The following is a 21,757-nucleotide window of genomic DNA, read 5'->3' as shown; positions in this document are numbered from 1 at the left end:
AGCTCAGAAACCCAACGCGTCGAGGCCTTCGATTCCTGGCTGCATCACTACAATCACCACCGAGCCCACACAGCACTCAAGGGACAACCCCCATCCGCTCGCGTGACCAACCTCTCCGGTCAGTACACCTAGGTCACAATTGGCCGATACGGCCCGCTGCCGACTAGGATGTCAAGATGTGTCCTTGCGGCACTCTGGAGGATTCGCCTAGTGGCCTATGGCGCACGCTTGGAAAGCGTGTTGGGTTAACGCCCTCAGGGGTTCGAATCCCCTATCCTCCGCGTTGGCTTGTTCCCCGGCCGTGTGCCGGGGAACAAGCCATTTTGGTGGGGTATGAGAACCCCTGGGTTGTGGGCCCCCGCTGCTGGAGGCTCGTCGTTCCGTTTGCGGAACGATGAGGGGCAGTTTGGGCCCCCGCTGCTGGAGGCTCGTCGTTCCGTTTGCGGAACGATGAGGGGCAGTTTGGGCCCCCGCTGCTGGAGGCTCGTCGTTCCGTTTGCGGAACGATGAGGGGCAGTAGGGGACTATCCTCCGCGTTGGCTTGTTCCCCGGCCGTGTGCCGGGGAACAAGCCATTTTGGTGGGGTATGAGAACCCCTGGGTTGTGGGCCCCCGCTGCTGGAGGCTCGTCGTCGAATCAACCAGCGTTTTCGATAGCCATCATCCTCGAGGATGATGGCCCTCAGTCTGTTAACCGAACTTTTACTAGGAGTAGACGGCGGGGCTGTCTGTGTGGGCTAGGCTCACCGACATGAGCGACCAGATGAACTCAAACCAGCCTCCGGCGAACCAGAATTTCGGAGGCCAGCACCAGGACTTCGGTGCGAATGCTCAGCATCCGCCGCAGGGTGCTCCCGCGCAGCAGCAGTACGGCAATATGAACCCGCAGCAGCCGCACTACGGCGCCCAGCAGCAGCCGCACTATGGTGGTCAGCAGCGGGGCCAGTTTGGTGCAATGGGCGCCAACCCCTATGGTGCCGCCCCCGGCCAGAGCGAGACCAAGCAGCTTCCTCAGCAGCTGCGCAGCATCGGCATGTCAGCCATCGGTATCGGTGTACTGCTCGCGATCTGGAACATTGTCAATGGTCTGAGCCTGCTCCCGTACATGAGCTTCTTTGAAGCCTTTTTCGTTGTCGAAAGCCCGATCCACTTCATCCAGGCCTACGGCAGTATCATCTGCATCGTCGTTGGTATTGGTCTGCTTATTGCGAGCGCATCCATCAAAAAGAAGTAACACCACCAGCCTCTCGCAAACTAGTGCGCGATACCATCGTGGTATCAGTGGACTAGTTTGCGAGAGCACCCAAAACGAAGGGGTTCGATCATGGGTTTTATCCAGGCAGCAGTAGGTGCGATTGGCGGAACGCTCGCGGATCAGTGGGTTGAATTCCTGGCGCCGCCCGAGCAGCTCGCTCCTACGGCCGCGATCTTCCCCGCCGTGGCATACGGCCAGAATCAGGGACGTGGTTCGAACACTCGCGGCTCTGCCAACATCATTACCGATGGCAGCAAAATCATCGTGCCCGAGGGATACGCTCTGCTCACGTTCCAGGAAGGGCGCATTACCGGCATTGTTACCGAGCCGGGTGCCTATGTGTTCGCACCGAACGATGCGAACTCGAAGTCGATTTTCACCGGCGGCGGTTTTGTCGACTCGCTCGTTAAGCAGTCGTGGGATCGTTTTAAGCACGGCGGCCAGCCGGCAGCGCAGCACCTGGCTTTTTACGTGAACCTGAAAGAGATTCCGAACAACCGTTTCGGTACGCAGTCGGAAATTTATTGGGATGACGCTTACCTGGGCGCGCAGGTTGGTGCGCTTACTCGCGGTACCTATTCGCTGCGCATCGTGAACCCCATCCTGTTCACTCAGCAGTTCGTGCCCTACACCTATCTCGGCCCGAACGCTTCAGTGTTTGATTTCTCCGACCTCGACAATGATGCGGCCTCACAGCTGTTCAACGAGGTTGTTTCGAGCCTCGCACCGGCGTTCTCGAACTACACGAATGACCCCAGTAAGGGCAACCGTATGGCCCGCATCCAGGGCGATTCGATCGGGTTCGCCCAGTCGCTTTCGAAGGCTGTCGAGGATGCCTACCAGTGGAATAGTGCTCGCGGTCTAGAAATTGTGAGCGTGGCGATCCAGTCGATCGAGTACGACGAAGACACTCGCGCGCTGCTCAGCGATGCCAAGAAGGCGGATGCACTTTCGGGCAGCCGTGGTCAGTCGTTCTTGCAGCAGTCGATGGCACGCGGCTTTGAAGCTGCCGGCGAGCACGGCGGTAGCGGTATTGCCATGATGGGAATGGGCGTCAACTCGGCCGGGTCGGCAGTGAACTTCCAGCAGCAGGGTCAGAACGCGCCCTACCAGAATCCGTTCCAGCAGCAGGCGCCTCAGCAGCAACAGCAGCAGGCGCCTCAGCAGCAGGCGCCGCAGCAGCAAGCGCCCGAGTCAAACGGTGTGGCGAAGCTCGCCGAGTTTAAGCAGATGCTTGACCAGGGGCTGATCACGCAGGAAGACTACGACGCTGCCAAGCGTCGCGCGCTCGGCCTCGAATAGGAGCGGCCATGTTTCCCGGAGCAAATGAACTGGGACGCTACATACGCCGCTTCGCGCAGGAACAGTTTGAACGTGGTGGGGTGACCAATAATCAGGGGTCACAGCAGCCGTACGGCAACCAGCCTTTACCGCCGTATGGCGTACCCGAGGCCGCGGGCGGGATCCCGCCGCAAGGCGGGCCCGACACTCAGAAGGCAGGTCCTCAACCGTCGCCGTTTGTAGAGGGCGGCGAGGTGAAATACATCGACACCTCGTCCGATAAAGCGCAGGGCATCAGCCGGTGCCCGCGCTGTGGCTCCACTGAAATATCGATGCGCGCTGCCACCGGCAAGCTCATTTGCCACTATTGCCGACACGAATGGCATGAGGGCTCGATGGAGCAGAGCTTTGGCCTCGACACCCCTGTCAGCGAGCTGCGCGGCACGGTGATCGCCTCGGGTGCCTCGAACATTCACGAATCAACCGAAGACGTGTTGACGCTGAAATGCCAGGCCTGCGGCGCCGAGGTGGTTGTCAACACGCAAGAAGCACTGCACGCTCGCTGCCACTGGTGCCGCAACACGCTGACCATTAATGCGCAGCTGCCCAATGGTGCGGTGCCCGACGGCATCCTGCCGTTTTCAATCACCCGCCAAGACGCAATTGCCCGCATTACCGAGTTCGTGAAAAAGCGTCGCTTCTTTGCGCATCCGCAATTTACCCGGCAGTTCGCACCCGAAGAAGTGGTGGGTGTGTATCTGCCCTATTTGACGATGGATGCGAACGCCCGCGTCACGGTAGAGGGCGAGGGTGAAATTCAGACCCGCAAATATCAGGTGAAAGTCGGGGACGATTGGGAAACCCGCTATGACGCCGACCGCTACCGCCTCGGCCGCGACTTCAACCTCTATGTGGACGATGTGACCATCGAGTCTTCGGCCGACCGTGCCAATATCGACCCCTCGCGCAACACGAACAACATCATCAACACCATCCTGCCGTTCGATACCAAGAACGCGGTGACCTATAACGCCAACTATCTGCGCGGTTTTACTTCCGAAAAGCGCGACGTAAACCTGGACGGAATTTCCCGGGATGCGTATGAGCGCGTGCTGTCGATCGGGCGGGCGCGCGCGAATGAGCTGATTCGCTCGTACGACCGTGGCGTGCGCTGGCAGTTTGAACGGTTGCGAGTGCGCGGAACGCGCTGGGTTTCGCTCTATCTGCCGGTGTGGTTGTACAGCTACTACGAGGAGCGGACCGGCTTGAAGCACTATGTTGCGGTGAACGGTCGCACGGGAGAGACCATGGGTTCGGTGCCGGTGCGCAAAGCGAAGCTGCTGGCGATATCGGGAATTATTGGTGTGGTTGGTCTTGCGCTCAGCTGCGCCGCGATCTGGTTCGTGGTGATGACATGATGTGGCTTGAGGCGTACCCAGTGCTGATGAGTGCCGCCGCGGTGCTCGCCGACTCGAGCGATAGCGACAGCGATGTGTTCTATCTGCTGGCGATTGGGCCGGCAGCAGCGGTGTTTTTTTACACGACCGTATACATGCGCTACCGCAACACCGACAAGCGGCACGAGTATGAGCGTGAAACGAGTTCTGAGATCGCGGATGTGCAGGGCTACGACACGAAAATTGATCACCTCACCGGGCTGCGAAATCGGCGGATGCGGGGAAGTAACGAACACACCCCGATTGAGCGTCTGGGTGCCAATACGACGATCGAACGCGAAGTCGACTAGCCGCGCGAGCCAGGGGTAGACCCCGGCGAGAGCCGTGCAGGGCTGCAGGATCCGGTAGTGTGCGGTCGCGAGGCATAAGAAAAGACCCCTCACGCACCCGCCAGAGCCCGGTTACCCTTGCTTCGTTTCCGACCTGGGGGAGTTGGCCTGGATGGCGCCACGTGAGGGGCCGTCTCTTAGTGTACCCGAGCGCGCGCGTCGCCGCGAAGCGTGCTAGGCGCTGTGCTCTTCAATCCACGACGCCACAAAATCGACGTCCTTGTCACCGCGGCCCGAAAGGTTGGCGACGATGATTGCATCCTGTGGCAGCTTGGGCGCGAGCTCATTGACCCAGGCGAGCGCGTGCGACGATTCGAGCGCGGGCAGGATGCCCTCGGTGCGCGCAAGCCGCTGGAAAGCGGCGATGGTTTGGGCGTCATCGGCCGCCACATATTCCACCCGGCCAATCGAGCGCAGGTAGGCATGCTGTGGGCCAACGCCGGGGTAGTCGAGTCCCGAGGCAATCGAGTGCACCGGTGCCGGCGCGCCCTCGGCATCTTGCAGCACCACAGTGCGCATACCGTGCAGCGTGCCCGGCTCACCGAGCGACATGGTTGCCGCGTGGCGCTGGGTGTGCAGCCCCTCACCGGCTGGCTCGACGCCGTAGATTTTCACCGATTCGTCGGCAAGGAACTCGGTGAACAGGCCCATCGCGTTCGAGCCGCCGCCGACCGCGGCGACCAGCGCATCCGGCAAGCGACCCTCGGCCTCGAGGATCTGTTCGCGCGCCTCACGGCCAACCACCGACTGGAAGTCGCGGACCATCGAGGGGAACGGGTCGGGTCCCACCACCGAACCGATCGCGAAAAAGTACTCGTCGTAGTTTTCGGCGTACACGGCGAAGGCCGAGTCGACCGCCTCTTTCAGCGACCGGCCACCCTCATCGACGGTGACGACCTTGGCACCCAGCAGCTGCATCCGCACCACATTGGAGTGTTGCTTGACGACATCGATCGAGCCCATGTGAATCTCACACTTCAGGCCCACCAGCGCTGCTGCGGTGGCGAGGGCAACACCGTGCTGACCGGCACCGGTTTCAGCGATCAGCGTGGTTTTGCCCATGCGCTTGGCGAGCAGTGCCTCGCCGAGGCAGTGGTTGATCTTGTGCGAACCGGTGTGGTTGAGATCTTCACGCTTGAGATACACCTTGGCGCCGCCGAGCGACCTGGTGAGGTTTTCGGCGAAGTACAGCGGCGAGGGACGCCCCACGTACTTTTTCAGCAGCTGTTCGTACTCGCGCAGATACTCGGGGTCGCGCCGCGCCTCAGCATAGGCGCGGCGCACCTCGGCCATGGGTTCAACCAGGAACGGAGGTAGTTCGGCGCCACCATACTCACCAAAAAAACCGTTGTCGTCGGCTTCAAATTCAGCTGGGATGGGGGCAAAACCGGTCATTATTCGTTCCTTGTTGATTTGGGTTGGTCATCCGCTGCGCGCGGAGTGTCGCTGGCGTTCGAAGATCCGTGTCGCATTGTTTCTACTTCGAGGCCGGGGCCAACGGTAATGATGTCACCGTCTGCGTCAATTACCTTGTTGAAACCCGTGACGGGTTCGTTCTCGTCGAAGCTGGCGATGGGCTTGCGGAACGCGCGGGTGAGCACCAGCAGGTAGATGGCGCCGGCGGCCATCCAGATGAGACCGCCAATGAGTGCCTCTTCGTGCAGGTTGAGCCACAGCACGGCGGTCATGAACACACCGATCGCGGGCATCACGATGTAGTTGAACACATCGGCGAAGGTCTTGCGGCGACCCTGACGGATCGCAAACCAGGCAATTACCGAGGCGTTCACGGCCGTGAAGGCGATCAGTGCACCGAAGTTGATGAAGGCCGAGATGAGCTCGAGCGAGAACGACATTGCGGCCAGCGAGACGATACCCACGAGCACGACGTTAAAGGTGGGGGTGTGGGTGCGGGGGCTCACGTAGCCAAACACGCGCTTGGGCAGCACCGAGTTGCGGCCCATCACCAGCAGCATTCGCGAAACGGATGCGTGCGAGGCGAGACCGGATGCCACGGTGGCGGTAAAACCTGCCGCAACGAAGATGGTCTGGAACACTTCGCCACCGACGATCAGACCGATCTGCGGGAGCGGGTCGTCAACGTAGTCGCCGAACGGGGTGTTGTCGGGGAAGCGCAGCTGCGCGAAGTAGCTGGCGATCAGGAAGATCGCGCCACCAATGATCACCGTGACGAGGATGGCGCGGGGCATGATCTTGGGGCTGCGCACTTCTTCGGAGTACATGGTGATGGCGTCGAAGCCGATGAACGAGAAGCACACCACGGTGGCTGCCATCAGCAACGATTCGGTGTTCATACCCTCGTGGATGAACGGGCGCGAGCTGAACACGGTGCCCAGGCCCTCGCCATTAACGAGCTGGTTGCATACGAGCACGATGAACACGATGATGACGGCCACCGAAAAACACAGCAGCAGCGCGTTGACGCGCGAAGTGCCGCGCATCGAGATGTATACGACTGTGGTCACAGCGGCGACGTACAGCACCACCCAGATCACCGGCGACACATCCGGGAAAATCTGTTCCAAATAGAGCCGGATGATCAGCGCGTTCACCATCGGTAGCAGTAGGTAGTCGAGCAGCGAAGTCCAACCAACAAAAAAACCGACGTTCGGGTGTATCGACCGGTGGGCGTAGGTGTAGGCCGAACCGGCGCTGGGGATGGCGCCGGCCATCTTGCCGTAGCTCACGGCAGTGAACATCATCACGACGAGCGCCACGATGTAGGCCATCGGCACGGCGCCGTCGGTGATGCCCGACACGATACCGAAGGTGTCGAATACAACGGTCGGCGTCATGTATCCCAGGCCGAGGCCGACTACGGCCCAGAGGCCGAGGTTGCGGCTCAGCGAGCCGGATACACGTGGGACTTTGGGTGTGGAGACATTCATTGGCTTGAACCCCTGGTCGGGCCCGCTGCTGCGGGCGGCGTGCAGCGACTTTGCTGTCCTTAGGGAGTATAGAGCATGGCGCGCGCTCTAGAGAAATCGCGGCCCGCGCATCCCGGCAGCGACGCCTCGGGATGCGGTATCTCGCAACCCGTCAGGCAGCTGTTTGCCTACAGCCAGTACCATGACCCCGTGACGACCAGCATCTACCTCACGGCATCCGAAGGTTTCTCTGGCAAATCGACCGTTGCGCTTGGCGTGCTCGAAACGCTCACCAAGCGCGTCGGGCGAGTGGGGGTGTTTCGCCCCATCGTGCAGGCACCCGAGCATGACGAACTGCTCGATATTTTGCTCGAACGCGTCGACCCCTCGCTGCAACTCGACACCGCCGAGTGCGCCGGGGTTACTTATGAGGCGGTGCACGAAAACACCGCGGCCGCGCTCGCCGAAATTATTGAGCGCTATGGGCGTCTCGCCCGCAAATGTGAGGCCGTGGTGATCGTTGGCAGCGACTTCACTGATATCGGCAACCCCGCCGAGCTCGGTATTAATGCCCGCATTGCCGCCAATCTCGGTGCCCCGGTGATGCTGGTGATTTCGGGCCGCGGCCACGATCTTTCGGCACGCAACCCCGAACAGCTCGCCTCGGCGGCGGCGCTCGCGGTTCCCGAGCTGGTTGCCGAACATGCCGATCTGCTCGCCTGCGTGGTGAACCGGGTTGAGCCGGCGGCGCTGGCTGCCGCGGCGAGCGCGGTTAGCGAATCGCTTTCGGAGGTGGGTAGCGAAGTGCCGGTTTGGGCGCTACCCGAAAACGCGCTGCTTTCGGCACCGACGGTGGGTGAATTGATCGGCTCGGTGCATGGCGAACTGCACTCGGGTGACGAGTCGCTGCTTGAGCGCGAAGTGCTCGGTGTGACGGTTGCGGGTATGGGGATGGAGCACGTCCTTGAGCGCACCTTTGAGTCGGGTGTGGTGGTGGTTGCTGCCGACCGCACCGAGACGCTGCTGGCGCTTTTGCTGGCACAGCGGGCCGAATCATTCCCAACGCTCGCGGCAATCGTGGTGAACGGGCCGTTCGAATTTTCTCCGGTTATTCGCCGTCTGCTTGAGGGCATCGACTCGAACCTGCCGATTTTGCGCACCCAGTTGGGCACCTTCGACACGGCGCAGCGCATCCTGGGCGCTCGCGGCGCGTTCACCACCCGCAGCGAACGCAAAATTGCCGCGGCGCTCGTTGATTTCACCACCCACATTGATGCTGATGCGCTCGTTGGCCTGCTCGATGTGCCCGAGCCGACGGCGGTGACGCCGCTGATGTTTGAATACCAGCTGCTCGACCGGGCCCGCGCCGACCGCAAACACATCGTGCTCCCCGAGGGAGATGACGACCGCATCCTCACCGCTGCCGCCACGCTGCTGGCACGCGAGGTTGCCGATCTCACGATTCTCGGCGAGGAGGATGCGGTACGCCGGCGGGCATCCGAACTGGGGCTGGATATTTCAAAGGCTCGGGTGCGTTCGACGAACGACCCCGAGCTGCTGGATGAATTTGCTGCCGAATATGCGCGGCTGCGGGTCCACAAGGGGGTCACGGTCGAGCAGGCTCGCGAAAAAGTGCAGGATGTGTCGTATTTCGGCACGCTGATGGTGCATCTCGGGTATGCCGACGGGATGGTTTCGGGTGCCGCGCACACGACCGCGCACACCATCAAACCGAGCTTTGAAATTGTGAAAACCAAGCCGGGCGTTTCGATCGTGTCGAGCGTGTTTTTGATGGCGCTGTCTGACCGGGTGCTCGTGTATGGCGACTGTGCCGTGAATCCCGACCCAACCGCCGAACAGCTCGCCGATATTGCGGTTTCGTCGGCGGAAACCGCAACCCAGTTCCGCATCGAACCGCGGGTGGCCATGCTGAGCTATTCGACCGGTGAGTCGGGTCACGGCGCTGATGTCGACAAGGTGCGCACCGCGACCGAGCTTGTGCGTGAGCGCGCGCCGCAGCTCGCGGTGGCGGGGCCGATGCAGTACGATGCCGCCACCGACGCCGCCGTTGCCGCAAAAAAGATGCCGGGTAGTGATGTTGCCGGTCGCGCCACCGTGTTTGTGTTCCCCGATCTCAACACCGGAAACAACACGTATAAAGCGGTGCAGCGCTCGGCTGGGGCGGTGGCGATTGGTCCGGTGCTGCAGGGGCTGAACAAGCCGATCAATGATCTGTCGCGCGGTGCACTGGTGAGTGACATCATCAACACCGTGGCGATCACCGCGATTCAGGCGCAGTCGTAGGCGGCGTTATTCTGCGGCTCGTGTTTCTGCGCGGGGATTTTGCGGCTCCAGGAGGGTGGATAGCTCCTCCTGGAGCCGTTTTTCCCTGAAGCAAACACCACCGCTGATGTATGACTTGCCGTAGTTTCAGGTTTGCGGCTACGAATGTGTGGCTAAAATCGGCTCACATGGCTGGCCGCTTCTCGATCGCGCGCGTAACCGTGGTGTTGGCGCTGATCACGGCGCTCGTCGCGGTGCGGCTACTCACCCCCGAGAGCGCCTTCGCCGGCCTCGACGCCCTCACCCGCGATGCGATCACCCTTGGCATCAGCGTCTTTGTCGAGTCGTTCCCCTTCGTGGTGCTCGGCGTGATCGTGTCGACCATCGTCGCGGTGTGGCTGCCGCAGAACGTGCTCGAGCACATCCTGCCGCGCAACCCGTGGCTGCGGCGCATGGTGATTAGCTGCTTCGGCGTGCTGTTGCCGGTGTGTGAGTGCGGCAATGTGCCGCTATCGCGCGGGTTGCTGCAGCGCGGATTTTCGGTGGGGGATGCGCTCACCTTCCTGTTGGCGGCGCCGATCCTCAACCCCGTCACCATCATCACCACCTATCAGGCGTTCGGTTTCGACGACGGCATCCTGCTCGGCCGCATCATCGGCGGTTTCGTGATCGCCAACCTCGTGGGGTGGCTGTTCGCGAGGCAGTCTGAGTCGACGCTCTTTCTCACGCCGGGGTTTGCGGCGAGCTGTCAGGCCGCGTCCCCGAGCCGCACGACGCGCTGGGGACGCAGCCTCGACCAGTTCGCCACCGAGATGACGGTGATGCTCCCGGCCCTCATGGTCGGCGCCGCGCTCGCCGCCGCGATCCAGACCGGGGTGTCGCGCAACCTCCTCATCGAACTCGGTGCCAACCCGATCTGGTCGGTGCTCGCACTGGCGGCTCTCGCCTTCGTGGTGTCGATTTGCTCGACCGTCGACGCCTTCTTCATCCTCTCGCTCAGCTCGCTCTTCCTACCCGGTGCTACCGTCACCTTCCTGGTGCTCGGCGCGATGATCGACATCAAGATGCTGGCGCTGCTGCGCACCACCTTCCGCGCCCGCACGCTCATCGTGGTGACGGCGGTGGTGGTGCTGGCATCGCTCGTGCTCGGATTCGGGGTGAACCTCATTGTCTAGCCGCTGGCGCCGCTGGTGGAGCGGCCTCGTACTCACCACGATCGCGACGATTGCGGTGCTGATGCTCGCCGCGCGCGGGAAGCTCGAGTACTACGTGCATCCCCGCTATGTCTGGTTTGAGATCGCCCTGGCGGCGATCGCCGGCGTGCTCGCGCTCGCGGCCCTGATCGCACCGGCAACCAGGCAACGCGACCACGGTCATGACGACCACGGCCATGACCACGGCCGCCCGCCGGGTTTCATCGCACAGCTCGGCGGCGTGATCATGGTGGCGGCCCTCGGCGCGACGCTACTGGCGCTGCCTCCGGCGCCCCTCTCATCCGCCACCGCCCAGCAGCGCAGCATCAACTCGAACATCCCCCTGCAAGACGAGGTGGTGTTCGCCAGCGGCGACGATAGCCTGCTCACCATCAAAGACTGGGCCGCGCTGCTGCGGCTGCAGGGCACCGATTTCTTCCTCGATCGCCAGCCGGTGCTCGAGGGCTTCGTGGTCGCCGACCCCGAGCGGGCGGATGTGTTCTATGTCAGCCGCTTTGTGGTCACCTGCTGTGCTGTGGATGCGCAGCCGGTGGGTGTGCCGGTGCGGCTACCGGGATGGGCTGGGGAATATCCCGTTGATAGCTGGGTGCGGGTGACCGGCGATTTCGTGCCGGCCGATGGCGCCCCCGAACCGGTGGTGGTTGAGCCCGAGTCGATTGAGAGGATCGAGCAGCCAGATGCGCCCTACCTCGAATAGCGCTCAGCGGCACGCGGCGGCGCAGACCGTGGCAGTGCGGGGTGAGATGGCTCAGGCTCAGGCCGACCGCCGCGCTGCCCGCGTCGGCATCCGTGCCACCGTCACGATCGCGCTACTGGCACTGCTGGCCGCGATGCTCGGCGCGGTGTCGGCGGCGTGCGGGCCGCAGCTGCGCGATATCAGCATCGACCTCGCTGCCGCCAGCACATCCCCGCGACAGCGCCTGCTCATCCGCACCGACCAGCTGCTGGCGCCGGTAACCGAAGCCGATGTGCGCATCGAACCGACCGCTGCCGCTCAGGTGAGCGTCGTCGACAACACCGTCGTGGTCGAGTTCTCGCGGGCGCTCGCAAGCGGCACCGAATACCGGGTGAGCTTTGCGGCGGTGGGGGAGCGCACCGGGCACACCACCGACATAAAGACCTCGTTCACCACACCACCGGCGGCACTCACGATGCTGCGCCGCGACGACAAGGGCTTCGACACCGTGGTGCAGGCCGAGATCGGCGCCGATGGTGCCGCCGAGCAGACACTGCTGGCCGCCCCACGGCTGCAGGAGTACGCCGTGGCCGGCACGAAGGTCATCGCCGTCTCGCTCGATGCTGCCGGCCGCGGCACGCTCGTCGAGTCGACTGGTGCCGGCGGATTCCAGGCGCGGGCGGATGCGCCGAGGGCACAGCGGTATCGCACCCTGCGTGGCAATCTCGAGGGCACCGCGCTCGGCTTTGTGGCCGATGGCGGTAACGACGACGAGAATGGCCGGCTGTACCTCATCGACGCCGAAACCAATGAGCTGTTCGAGGTCGAGAACCTGGGCGGCACGCACTCGGCGGTGGTCGAGTGGTCGTTCGTGCCGGGCACGCGCGCGGTGCTGGTGCAGGCCGCGAATCGGCAGGTGACGCTCGTCGACCCGATCGGCGGACGGGGGCCGGTACCGCTTGGTGAATACGACACCATCCTGGGCTTTTTCGCCGACGAAACCAGCGTGCTGCTGCAGACCGCCAGCGAATTCACCCGCATCAACCTGCGCACCGGCGAGCGCACGCCCATCGAGGTGCCCGACGCGGTTGCCGACCCCGCGGCATCCGAGGGACAGCTGCTGCCGCTGACGAACGACCTGTATGTGCGGCAATTCCAGACCGTCGATAACGCTGCCGGTGTGCAGCGCACCCAGCTCTACCGGTTGAGCGCCAGCGATGCCACGCTGCTTGCCGCGCCAGAGGACGACTGGATTGGCAATGTGTGCCGCTCGCCGAACGCCGAGTTCCTGGCGCTGCTGCGGGTGCCCGACCACCCCTCGATCGACTCGTATCCGCTGCAGCCGGGGTTTATTGGCAGCCAGCTCGAGATTGTCCGCGTCGATGACGGTTCGAGCGTGGCGACTTTTGATGGGCTGCAGGCCAATTGGTGCGGTTGGTAAGGGCGCGTTGCCGGGGCGCCTGCCAACCCTGTTAACCGTTTACGAGCCGAGCGTGAACGCCAACTAGGCTGAAAGACGCCGTAATTGAAGTCCATCCGCATGTCTGTCGATATTCCCTAACCGAAAGCCACCCAGGTCATGAGTGTTGTTCTCGTAGTCAACTCGGGCTCGTCGTCGCTGAAATATCAGCTCATCGACATGTCGGATGAAACCAAGCTCGCCTCCGGCAAGGTTGAGCGCATCGGTGAGTCGACGGGCATCGTGACCCACCGCACGGCGGATGGCGGCCACGAGACTGAAACTCCGGTTGCCGATCACGACGCCGCGTTTGAACAAATGCTGCGCGGTTTTGCCGAGTACGGCCCCTCGCTTGACGAGGTTCCGCCCGCGGTGGTCGGTCACCGCATCGTGCAGGGCGCGCGCCGCTTTTTTGGCCCGACGCTCATCGACGACAGTGTCGAGACCGATATTGAAGAGCTCATCCCGCTGGCACCGCTCCACAACGCCGCCAATCTGGCCGGTATCCGCAGCGCACGACGGCTGTTCGCCGACACCCCGCATGTGGCCGTATTTGATACCGCCTTCCACACCACGATGCCGGATGCGACCAGTCTTTATGCCATCGATCGCGAGGTGGCCGATAAATACCGCATCCGCAAATATGGTGCCCACGGCACGAGCCACAAATATGTTGCCGAGCAGGCTGCCGCATATCTCGGACAGCCGCTTACAGAGCTGCGCATCGTCGTGCTGCATATCGGTAACGGTGCCTCGGCCTGCGCGGTCGAGGGCGGTAAATCGGTCGATACCTCGATGGGGATGACCCCGCTGGAGGGGCTCGTGATGGGCACCCGCTCGGGCAACATTGACCCGGCGGTGCTGTTCCACCTGCACCGCAAGGCTGGCTACACGGTTGATGAGCTCGACACGCTGCTCAATCGACGCTCGGGGCTGCTCGGGCTGACCGGAACGAACGATATGCGCGATATTGTGGCGCGAGTTGAGGCCGGTGATGAGCGAGCCAGGGTGGGGCTAGACGTATATGTGCAGCGCCTGCGCCACTATCTCGGTGCCTACCTGGTGCAGCTCGGTGGTGGCGATGTCATTGTTTGGACAGCCGGAGTGGGCGAAAACTCGGCCGAGGTACGCCGCCGCGCCTGCGAGCGGCTGGAGTGGTTGGGTGTTGAGCTCGACCTTGAAAAAAATGCTGCCGCCGGCGGTGACGAGATCCAGGAGATTTCGACGGCGCGCTCGCGGGTGCGGGTGCTGGTGGTGCCCACCAACGAAGAGCTCGAAATTGCTCGCCAGGCGCTTGCCACGGTGGGAGGCGAGTAGTGCCTGGCTGGCGGCGGCTGCTCAGCTGCGCACCGCCTAGGATATGAGGCATGGTCGCAGCTCTCTACCGCCGGTATCGGCCCGAGAATTTTGCCGAGATGATCGGTCAGCAGCAGGTCACCGAGCCGCTGATGACCGCGCTGCGAACTGGGCGCATCAACCACGCCTACCTGTTTTCGGGGCCGCGCGGCTGCGGTAAAACCTCATCGGCCCGCATCCTCGCGCGCTGTCTGAACTGTGCGCAGGGCCCCACGCCGATGCCCTGCGGCGAATGTGATTCGTGCCGCGAGCTTGGCCGTGACGGCGGCGGTTCACTCGACGTCATCGAGATTGACGCGGCCAGCCACGGTGGTGTGGATGACGCCCGCGAACTGCGTGAACGCGCGGTAACAGCTCCTGCCCGCGACCGCTACAAGATTTTCATCATTGACGAGGCCCACATGGTGACCTCGCAGGGCTTCAACGCGCTGCTCAAGGTGGTGGAGGAGCCGCCCGAGCAGGTGCTGTTTATTTTTGCGACGACCGAACCCGAAAAGGTGATCGGCACCATCCGTTCGCGAACGCATCACTACCCGTTCCGGTTGATCGCGCCGGCGACCATGCTTGCCTATCTCGGTGAGATCTGTGAGCACGAAAATGTGGCCGCCGAATCGGGCGTGCTGCCGCTGGTGGTGCGTGCGGGTGGCGGTTCGGCGCGTGACACGCTTTCGCTGCTCGACCAGCTGATCGCCGGCACCGAGGGCAGCCAGATGCAGTACGAGATGGCTTCGCAGCTGCTCGGATTCACCGCATCCGGGCTGCTGGATGCGACGATCACGGCGTTCGCCGATGGTGACGCCGCCGAAGCCTACGGCGCAATTGATGATGTGATTCAGTCGGGTCAAGATCCGCGCCGCTTCGTTGAAGACCTGCTCGAACGGGTGCGCGATCTGATTGTTGCCAAGGCCACCGGCGATAGTGCCGGATCGGTGCTGCGCGGTGTGTCGGATGCCGATCTCAATCGGTTGCGCGACTCAGCGGCCCGGTTCCAGCCCGCACAGCTGAGTGCAATTGCGGATGCGGTGAACGTGACCCTGACCGAGATGGTTGGGGTGACAGCGCCGCGCCTGCAGCTTGAACTCATGGTGGCGCGCATCCTGGTGGCACTGCGGGCACGCTTTGCTGACACCGAAGGCGATGCTGATGCGGCGCTAGAACCCGGCGCAGGATCGAGCGGCCGGGTGGCGGCCGCATCCCGCGAGGCGAGCAAGCCCGCAGCCGCACCGCAGCAGCGCGGTGATTGGGCGGCGCCGGAACAGCCGGTAGCTGCCGCGCCGCAGGCTGAGCCATCGCAGCAGAGTGGGCCAGCGCAGCAGCAGGGTGGGACCGTGCAGCAGGGCGGGCCCTCGCAGTCGCCACAGCCCGCGCCGGCGCAGTCGAGTGAGCCCGCGCGCAAGCCGGCGCCCGCCGAGCCGGCGCCGAAGCTGAACGCCGCCGAGCAGGCGACTTCGGCCTGGGCGGCTGCAGCCACGCCGACAGACACCGCACCCGGCGAAACCTCGCCGCAACAAAACCGACCCACCGAGAGCTCACCACAGGAATCGACCGATGGCTCGACCCAGCCGACCGCATCCGGTTCACCCGCCGATGTGGATCTGCGCCGCGTGCGTGATGCCTGGCCCGATGTGCTCGAGCGGGTGCTCGAAACCGCGGGACGTTCGGCGTGGGCCGTTGTCGAACGGGTTGAACCGGTGGCGTGGCAGGGTAATTCGCTGCGGGTGGAGGTGCCGAACCGTGGCCTGTTTGAACAATTCAAACGTAAGGATGCCAGCGGGATGGCGCCGGGTCACCACCTGAAAGCGGCGCTGAGCCAGACATTTGGTTTTGAGGTGCTCATCTATCCGCGCGTGCTTGCCGATGGAACACCGCGCCACGACGGGCCCGCCGGTGATAGCTCCGCGGCCGGTCGCGATGATGCGGAGGGCGACCGATCTCGGCAGGTAGCTGAGAGCGCATCCCCGAGCCCGGCACCCGCGCCGAAGCAGCCAGCGAAAGCGCCCGCACGGCAGGCGCCAGAAACGCGGTCCGGTGCAATCACTTGGGATGTGGCCGAAATCCCGTCGGGTGCCGCCGAAGACGGCCCCGGTTCGGGGTGGGATGGCCTGGCTGCCGCAGACGATGGCCCGGCAGCCGAGGCGCCAGTGGCGGAGTCTGGTGCCGAGACTCCCGCACAGAACCCCGCCGAGCCTTCTGCAGAGAATGCCGCCGAGTCGGTGGCCGAGCCTGCCGTTGTGCCTGCCCCCGAGCCTGTCACCGAAACTGAACAGTCGACCGAACCGGCAGCTGAACCGGCGGCCGAGGAACGCATCCCCGAAGTCATCGCCGCCCGCGAGGCGATCGAAATGGAACGTGCCACCGCACCGCAGGCTCCGGTGATTCCGCCTCCGGCATCCCCCACGTGGGAGGTTGCCGAACTCGGTGGTGAGACCGAGCCGACACCCGAGCCCGAACCCGAAGTCGAGCCCGAGCCGGAGCGCCACCGACACCCGGCGCAGGCCGACCGCTACGGTGAATCGGTAGTTCGCGAATTGCTCAGCGCCCGATTCGTGGGTGAAGAAGCACTGCCCGAGCCGTCACCGTTCGGAGCGGGATCGGCGGCGGCCCCCGACGGGCCAAGCGACGCGGACGCGCCGGATGATTTTGAAGCACCACCTGAGGAGCGATAGTCGTGTACGAGGGCATCGTCCAAGACCTCATTGATGAACTCGGTCGGCTGCCCGGTGTGGGGCCAAAGTCGGCGCAGCGCATCGCTTTTCACATCGTGCAGACCCAAAACTTTGATGTGTCGCGGCTGGCAAACGTGCTGTTGCAGGTGCGCGACCGCGTCAAGTTCTGCCAGGTGTGCGGTAATGTTGCCGAGTCGGAACTGTGTCAGCTGTGTGGCGACCCCGACCGCGACCCGAGCTTGATTTGCGTCGTCGAAGAGCCAAAAGATGTGGCTGCGATCGAACGCACCGGTGAGTTCAATGGCCGCTATCACGTGCTCGGTGGGGCAATTTCGCCGATCGACGGTATTGGCCCCGACCAGCTCAATATCCGTTCGCTGATGCCGCGGCTCGAATCGGGGGAGGTGGCTGAGGTGATTATCGCTACCGACCCGAACCTCGAGGGCGACGCCACCGCCAGCTATCTTTCGCGGCTACTGGTGTCGATGGGAGTGAAAACCTCGCGGTTGGCGTCGGGGCTGCCGGTGGGCGGCGACCTCGAATACGCCGACGAAATTACGCTCGGACGAGCCTTTGCGGGCCGCCGCGTCATCGGCCAATAGCGCGACTAGCCGCTTTGAGCCATACCTTGACGCAGTGCAACGCAGCGAACTTCGACCGCATATTGCGGCGAGACTCTCGCGTGTAGTTAGATTCCCCTGAGTCACAGTTCGCAGTCTTTTCATAAAGGGTGACAGAATATGGCCGACCTATCGATTTCTGAAGCCGAGCTACTAGGCACCAGCCGCGATGTTGGCGATACCGGTGCCGAACTCTCCGGCTCTCACCTTTCGGCCTGCTATTAAGCCGAAACGCTGGCGATGCCCGGTGGTAATGAGGCCGATCTTGAATCAGTCACAACTGAGCTGGAGCGATTTATCCGCACTCTGGCGGAACGAGCTGAAGAAGCGAGTGATGCCTGCCATCGTGCCGCTACCGATTTTGCCGACGCTGATATTGACTATGCCGAAATCTTCAACACGATCCGAACGGGACAGCCATGACCACTTGGGCTGATCTGAGGCGTTGGAGTGATGCGCCGCTTGAAGATGCATTCCAAGAAGCGAAGCACCTGCAGGCCAAACTCGAGGGTGCCGGTGATGATCTCCACAGAGCTATGAAGGGCGTCACCAGTGAGGGTCACACCGCAGATGCGTTACGGGGTGCGCTCTACTCGCTGACCCACGATGAGGACGTCGCCGAGTCTGCATTGACACGGCTCATGCAAGCGCTCAATACCGCCGCAGAAGCGGTGGAGCAGATCGCGCTCGAAGTGGAGGCGACCGATGCGCGCATCACCGCGAACTATTTGGTGATCGATGAGATTGGCACCGTTTCGATTAGCCAGTACGCTCGTGATGCGCTCAGTGCCTCGGCGCCCACAGACCACGACGTAATGACCCAGAGTGGTCACCCCTACATAGTTGCAGGTGTCACACTTCCCATTCTGCAATCCGATGTAGATCGCATCCTGGCCGCGGCACGTGAGACTCGCCAGACATTGAAGCGCGACCTCGCCACGGTCGTAAAAATCTGCAGTGACCGCACTGTCGACGCTGAAGCTTCGGGAACGAGTGACTCACCTGTCTCGCGGCGTGATGTTGAACAATGGGCGAACAGGGATCCTGCAGCCGTTCGAGCGGCATGGGAGTCGCTCAGCAAGTCGCAGCAAGATCAGCTGCTCGAAAATTACCCAGATCTCATCGGAAATCTAGCTGGCATTCCATTCACAGTCCGAAAACTTGCTAACGATCAGAACATGCAGGCTTTTGTTGATGAAGCCTCTCAGCAGCTGAAGGAGGTCGATGCAGAAATCGCACAAATTAAGGATGATGCAGCTGCCAAGCAGACGAAAGACCCGTCCGGCACAGTCTGGCTACCTCGCTCTGTTCCGGTTTACACACCGGAGCAAAAGAATCGGTTATTCGAATTGGAGCGCGCCCGCGAGGATCTGCTTGCCCAGCGCGGAGCTGCCGAGCGACTGCTGGCAGGCGACGGTGCTGTAAAGTTCGACCCCGCCAATGACAGCATCATCGCCGTGAACGGTGATCTCACCAAGAACCCTGACATTGTGATTAGCTACGCTCCCGGAACTGACACAGATTTCGGAAGCTTCGCTAACGGAATTACCGACTTTCCACAGGCAATTGTGGAATGGCTCGAGCGAGCTGATGAATCGGCTCTGGAGTTCACCGTCAAGGACGGACAGTGGTCCACCTGGGGTGGCGAGGGTGCCAATTGGTCGTCAGCTGAAATGGCAGAACGCGGAGCGAAAGTATTCGAGTTCCAAAAACTCATCCAGATGGAGGACTATGCGGGTGATGTCACTACCGTGGCTAAAGGGCATAGCGCCGGTGTAACGAAGCTTACGGCAGCTGAGGCGCAGGGCATGGTGGTTGACAAAATGATTTCTGAGGCTGGGTCATACTTGCACCGTGATTGGATACCAAACCCAGGAACAGACTATACACATATACAATATGAGAACGATGGAATCAATTTTCTTGACAATTTCACACGAACTCCGCACGATAGCGATGCATTTGAGAATATAACCCTCGAACTGCCCGACGAAGACGGTGGGCCTGGAGGGCATAGGCGAATCGCTCAGGGTTCAGAAACTAATATGCCTGGAATTCGAGCTACCGTTCGGCAGCTTAAAGACTGAATGATGATAGGGCCTCCTTCGTGCTTGTGAAAAATGCCTCTCCAAAATTTCTATTGCCCGTAATTGCACCCCTGTTGGCAGTAGTTTTGCTCGTGGGTTGTGTGAACTCCGCTCATGATTCGCTCCGAGCCAGGCAAGTCGATGATCCGTCTCAGATGAAAGTAAGATCCATTGAGATTCAACAAGCGATCGCTGATATGATCCCCGATCGGTATACACACGCGAACGATCTTGCGGGGCCGTATGATGAGGATCAGAAAGCAAGTCTTCTCAAGTGCAAGCCGATTCTTTCGAGTGATTACTGGAATTTGGAGGATGAGGGGGAGGGAGTGCAGTACGCGGGTGGTTTCGCAGTTCGGTTGGATGAAGGTGCGCCGGCTGAAGATATCGTCGATCAAGTCTATACCGAAATCGTCGACTCGCCTAAGATTGGTATTGATAGACGATCGATACCAGGTAGTTTAACATCTGACACTATACTTTATACGACCGATGGTTATCAGGTCTCCGTTGGTTACTTTCTATCCAAGAAGGGTGGCCAATACCTCGTTGATGTTTATGTCTGGAGTCCTTGTTTTATCCCGGAAACCATGCCGCCGAGCCGTAAAATCTAGAGGTAGTTTTGGTGGTTGTGGATTGTTGGCGAGATGTGCTTGCTTGCTATTGGTGTCGCGTAATGGTGAACAGTATAGATACTGTGAGTGTGGGCATTCGCGGTAAGTCGTACGAGAGACCGGGAATTAATGCTGCAGTTAAAGAGATCAAAGACTAAGCCCATGCCCCACCATACGCGCCTTCCATCACCCCGGCCCACGCAAGCTGCCAGAAAACTGGTACTCATGGCGCCGCTACTGGTCGCACTACTCGCCGGCTGCGATAGCGCCGCCCGCACACCAGTGGCGACTACGCCGGTTGCTGACGCATACGACATGAAAGACCGATCACTGGAAATCCAGCGGCAGATTGCTGAACGTTTCCCTGACGAGTACACGACCAAGAACGAACTTGAAGGTCCAGATGAAGACTTCAAAATGACCCTTCTCAAATGTAAGCCGATCCTTTCCGAGGAATATTGGAGCTCAGAAGAGGATAACGACGGCGTTCAATACACAGGTGGATTCACGGTGCGACTTGACGACGGGGCACCTGTTGCGCAAATTGTTGATCAAGTCTATCAAGACATCATCCACTCGCCAGATATCGATATCGTAGAGGAACTCATCCCCGAAAATCCAACCGAAGACGACACTCTCTACACGGCCGATGGGTACGAGATCATGCTGAGTTACGTGCTCCCAGAAGAAAGCAGTAGACATATCGTTCTGATTTATGTCTGGAGTCCCTGTTTTATTCCGGAAACTATTCCGCCGAGCCACGAAATCTAGAGGACCGTTTCGGGAGTCGTGGAATGTTTACGAGATGCGCTTTGCTGCCATTTGATGTTGCGCAATGACAACGGCCACAGATGCTGTGAGTATGGGCATTCGCGGTCAGTCGTACGAGAGGCTGGGAATTAGTGTCACCGTTGAAGAGAGCGAGGACTGAGACTGTGCATTGCTATACGAATCTTTCGCCGCGGCGATCGGTGCAAGGGGTAGTGATGTTGGTATTCCTGGTGGCGCTAGTGTCGGTACTGCTTGCGGGTTGTGGTGGTGCTCATGCTCCAGTTGTGACCGCGTCGGTTGCGGATGCACATGAGGTGAAGGCTCGGTCGCAACAAATTCAGCGGCAAATTGCTGAACTTTTCCCTACGGAGTACACGACCAAGAACGAACTCGACGGGCCGGATGAGAGCTTCGAGCGCCTTCTGCTGAAATGCAAGCCGATTCTTTCCGATGAGTATTGGAATTCAGAGGACAAACAGGAGGGTGTTCAATACACGGGGTCGTTCGCGGTGCGGTTAGATGAGGGGGCGCCGGTTGCGGCCATTGTTGATCAAATTTATCAAGACATTATTCATTCGCCGGACATCGATATCGTAGAAGAGTTTATCCCCGAGAATCCCACCGAAGACGACACCCTGTATACAGCCGACGGGTACGAGATCATGCTGAGCTACGTACTCCCAGAAAAGCGCAACAGATACACCGTCCGGGTTTACGTCTGGAGTCCCTGCTTCATCCCAGAAACCATGCCGCCGAGCCGTAAAATCTAATTGAAGTTGAGGACTCGAACGTGCCCATCTGG

Annotated in this window: 18 protein-coding genes, 1 tRNA gene, 1 other RNA gene and 1 pseudogene; 17 read left to right on the top strand and 4 right to left on the bottom strand. The window is 61.4% G+C overall.

Going from position 1 to position 21,757, the window contains the following annotated elements; all coding sequences use genetic code 11:
- From PV375_RS07085 to PV375_RS07060, 6 genes and pseudogenes are all read left to right on the top strand, one after another.
- A pseudogene (locus PV375_RS07085) lies at positions 1–132 on the top strand (integrase core domain-containing protein); the annotation flags it as partial.
- A 64-nt stretch (positions 133–196) separates the two neighbouring features.
- Positions 197–281: transfer RNA gene (locus PV375_RS07080), tRNA-Ser, on the top strand.
- Positions 282–750: 469 nt separating this feature from the next.
- Positions 751–1,233, top strand: coding sequence for a hypothetical protein (locus tag PV375_RS07075; protein WP_332106714.1), 483 nt, complete (start codon positions 751–753; stop codon positions 1,231–1,233).
- Positions 1,234–1,323: 90 nt separating this feature from the next.
- Positions 1,324–2,556 (top strand): SPFH domain-containing protein, encoded by a 1,233-nt coding sequence (locus tag PV375_RS07070; RefSeq protein WP_332106713.1) that lies wholly within the window; start codon positions 1,324–1,326, stop codon positions 2,554–2,556.
- Between the two features lie 8 nt (positions 2,557–2,564).
- Positions 2,565–3,953, top strand: coding sequence for a TFIIB-type zinc ribbon-containing protein (locus PV375_RS07065; RefSeq protein ID WP_332106712.1), 1,389 nt, complete (start codon positions 2,565–2,567; stop codon positions 3,951–3,953).
- Positions 3,950–4,282, top strand: coding sequence for a hypothetical protein (locus PV375_RS07060; protein ID WP_332106711.1), 333 nt, complete (start codon positions 3,950–3,952; stop codon positions 4,280–4,282). Before PV375_RS07065 ends, PV375_RS07060 begins: the two co-directional genes overlap by 4 nt.
- Positions 4,283–4,359: 77 nt before the next feature.
- Here the strand turns inward: PV375_RS07060 and ffs are convergent.
- From ffs to PV375_RS07045, 3 genes are all read right to left on the bottom strand, one after another.
- Positions 4,360–4,456: signal recognition particle sRNA small type (gene ffs / locus PV375_RS07055), an RNA gene on the bottom strand.
- A gap of 39 nt (positions 4,457–4,495) precedes the next feature.
- Positions 4,496–5,716 (bottom strand): tryptophan synthase subunit beta, encoded by a 1,221-nt coding sequence (gene trpB, locus PV375_RS07050; RefSeq protein ID WP_332106710.1) that lies wholly within the window; start codon positions 5,714–5,716, stop codon positions 4,496–4,498.
- Positions 5,716–7,230, bottom strand: coding sequence for an APC family permease (locus PV375_RS07045; RefSeq protein ID WP_332106709.1), 1,515 nt, complete (start codon positions 7,228–7,230; stop codon positions 5,716–5,718). The genes trpB and PV375_RS07045 overlap by 1 nt, the downstream gene beginning before the upstream one ends.
- A gap of 189 nt (positions 7,231–7,419) precedes the next feature.
- Between PV375_RS07045 and pta the strand changes: the two genes are divergently transcribed.
- The 7 genes from pta (at position 7,420) to recR (ending at position 17,465) form a co-directional block, all read left to right on the top strand.
- The gene (pta, locus tag PV375_RS07040; RefSeq protein ID WP_332106717.1) at positions 7,420–9,513 is read left to right on the top strand and encodes a phosphate acetyltransferase; all 2,094 of its coding nucleotides are present in this window, start codon (positions 7,420–7,422) and stop codon (positions 9,511–9,513) included.
- A gap of 167 nt (positions 9,514–9,680) precedes the next feature.
- Positions 9,681–10,667 (top strand): permease, encoded by a 987-nt coding sequence (locus PV375_RS07035; protein WP_201521154.1) that lies wholly within the window; start codon positions 9,681–9,683, stop codon positions 10,665–10,667.
- Positions 10,660–11,403, top strand: a complete 744-nt coding sequence (locus PV375_RS07030; protein ID WP_201614806.1) for a TIGR03943 family putative permease subunit — start codon at positions 10,660–10,662, stop codon at positions 11,401–11,403. The genes PV375_RS07035 and PV375_RS07030 overlap by 8 nt, the downstream gene beginning before the upstream one ends.
- Positions 11,404–11,449: 46 nt before the next feature.
- Positions 11,450–12,823, top strand: a complete 1,374-nt coding sequence (locus PV375_RS07025) for a hypothetical protein (RefSeq protein WP_332106708.1) — start codon at positions 11,450–11,452, stop codon at positions 12,821–12,823.
- 138 nt (positions 12,824–12,961) lie between these two features.
- Entirely contained in the window at positions 12,962–14,158 is a 1,197-nt protein-coding gene (locus tag PV375_RS07020) for an acetate/propionate family kinase (protein ID WP_332106707.1), read from the top strand.
- Between the two features lie 50 nt (positions 14,159–14,208).
- Positions 14,209–16,863 carry a DNA polymerase III subunit gamma and tau gene (locus tag PV375_RS07015; protein WP_332106706.1) on the top strand — a complete coding sequence of 885 codons (2,655 nt, stop codon included), beginning with the start codon at positions 14,209–14,211 and terminating at the stop codon, positions 16,861–16,863.
- A 2-nt stretch (positions 16,864–16,865) separates the two neighbouring features.
- On the top strand, positions 16,866–17,465 hold the full coding sequence (recR, locus tag PV375_RS07010; protein WP_332106705.1) for a recombination mediator RecR: 600 nt from the start codon (positions 16,866–16,868) through the stop codon (positions 17,463–17,465).
- Between the two features lie 288 nt (positions 17,466–17,753).
- On the opposite strand, the gene PV375_RS07005 is transcribed toward recR, so the two are convergent.
- Positions 17,754–17,957, bottom strand: a complete 204-nt coding sequence (locus PV375_RS07005) for a hypothetical protein (RefSeq protein ID WP_332106704.1) — start codon at positions 17,955–17,957, stop codon at positions 17,754–17,756.
- 62 nt (positions 17,958–18,019) lie between these two features.
- On the opposite strand from PV375_RS07005, the gene PV375_RS07000 reads away from it, so the two are divergent.
- The 4 genes from PV375_RS07000 to PV375_RS06985 all read left to right on the top strand — a co-directional run bounded on the left by PV375_RS07000 (position 18,020) and on the right by PV375_RS06985 (position 21,725).
- Positions 18,020–19,570 (top strand): hypothetical protein, encoded by a 1,551-nt coding sequence (locus PV375_RS07000; RefSeq protein ID WP_332106703.1) that lies wholly within the window; start codon positions 18,020–18,022, stop codon positions 19,568–19,570.
- A 20-nt stretch (positions 19,571–19,590) separates the two neighbouring features.
- Complete coding sequence (locus PV375_RS06995; RefSeq protein ID WP_201518502.1) at positions 19,591–20,184, top strand: hypothetical protein; 594 nt, start codon at positions 19,591–19,593, stop codon at positions 20,182–20,184.
- A 225-nt stretch (positions 20,185–20,409) separates the two neighbouring features.
- Positions 20,410–20,955 carry a hypothetical protein gene (locus PV375_RS06990; RefSeq protein WP_332106702.1) on the top strand — a complete coding sequence of 182 codons (546 nt, stop codon included), beginning with the start codon at positions 20,410–20,412 and terminating at the stop codon, positions 20,953–20,955.
- Between the two features lie 212 nt (positions 20,956–21,167).
- A complete protein-coding gene (locus PV375_RS06985; protein WP_332106701.1) occupies positions 21,168–21,725 on the top strand; it encodes a hypothetical protein in 558 nt (185 codons plus the stop codon).
- Positions 21,726–21,757: the final 32 nt, after the last annotated feature.

This window comes from Gulosibacter sp. GYB002, from assembly GCF_036577665.1.
Lineage (GTDB): Bacteria > Actinomycetota > Actinomycetes > Actinomycetales > Microbacteriaceae > Gulosibacter > Gulosibacter hominis.
Note: the sequence above shows the minus strand (reverse complement) of the source record. Positions and strands in the feature narration are given on the sequence as shown.

Bases quoted from the DNA above. Each gene is read 5' to 3' on its own strand.
- PV375_RS07005 (WP_332106704.1), bottom strand. From the start codon at position 17,957: ATGCATCTTCAAGCGGCGCATCACTCCAACGCCTCAGATCAGCCCAAG.
- PV375_RS07035 (WP_201521154.1), top strand. From the start codon at position 9,681: ATGGCTGGCCGCTTCTCGATCGCGCGCGTAACCGTGGTGTTGGCGCTG.
- PV375_RS07060 (WP_332106711.1), top strand. From the start codon at position 3,950: ATGATGTGGCTTGAGGCGTACCCAGTGCTGATGAGTGCCGCCGCGGTG.
- PV375_RS07075 (WP_332106714.1), top strand. From the start codon at position 751: ATGAGCGACCAGATGAACTCAAACCAGCCTCCGGCGAACCAGAATTTC.
- PV375_RS07000 (WP_332106703.1), top strand. From the start codon at position 18,020: ATGAAGGGCGTCACCAGTGAGGGTCACACCGCAGATGCGTTACGGGGT.
- PV375_RS07045 (WP_332106709.1), bottom strand. From the start codon at position 7,230: ATGAATGTCTCCACACCCAAAGTCCCACGTGTATCCGGCTCGCTGAGC.
- PV375_RS07070 (WP_332106713.1), top strand. From the start codon at position 1,324: ATGGGTTTTATCCAGGCAGCAGTAGGTGCGATTGGCGGAACGCTCGCG.
- PV375_RS07065 (WP_332106712.1), top strand. From the start codon at position 2,565: ATGTTTCCCGGAGCAAATGAACTGGGACGCTACATACGCCGCTTCGCG.
- PV375_RS07015 (WP_332106706.1), top strand. From the start codon at position 14,209: ATGGTCGCAGCTCTCTACCGCCGGTATCGGCCCGAGAATTTTGCCGAG.
- PV375_RS07020 (WP_332106707.1), top strand. From the start codon at position 12,962: ATGAGTGTTGTTCTCGTAGTCAACTCGGGCTCGTCGTCGCTGAAATAT.
- PV375_RS06990 (WP_332106702.1), top strand. From the start codon at position 20,410: ATGGCGCCGCTACTGGTCGCACTACTCGCCGGCTGCGATAGCGCCGCC.
- trpB (WP_332106710.1), bottom strand. From the start codon at position 5,716: ATGACCGGTTTTGCCCCCATCCCAGCTGAATTTGAAGCCGACGACAAC.
- PV375_RS07025 (WP_332106708.1), top strand. From the start codon at position 11,450: ATGGCTCAGGCTCAGGCCGACCGCCGCGCTGCCCGCGTCGGCATCCGT.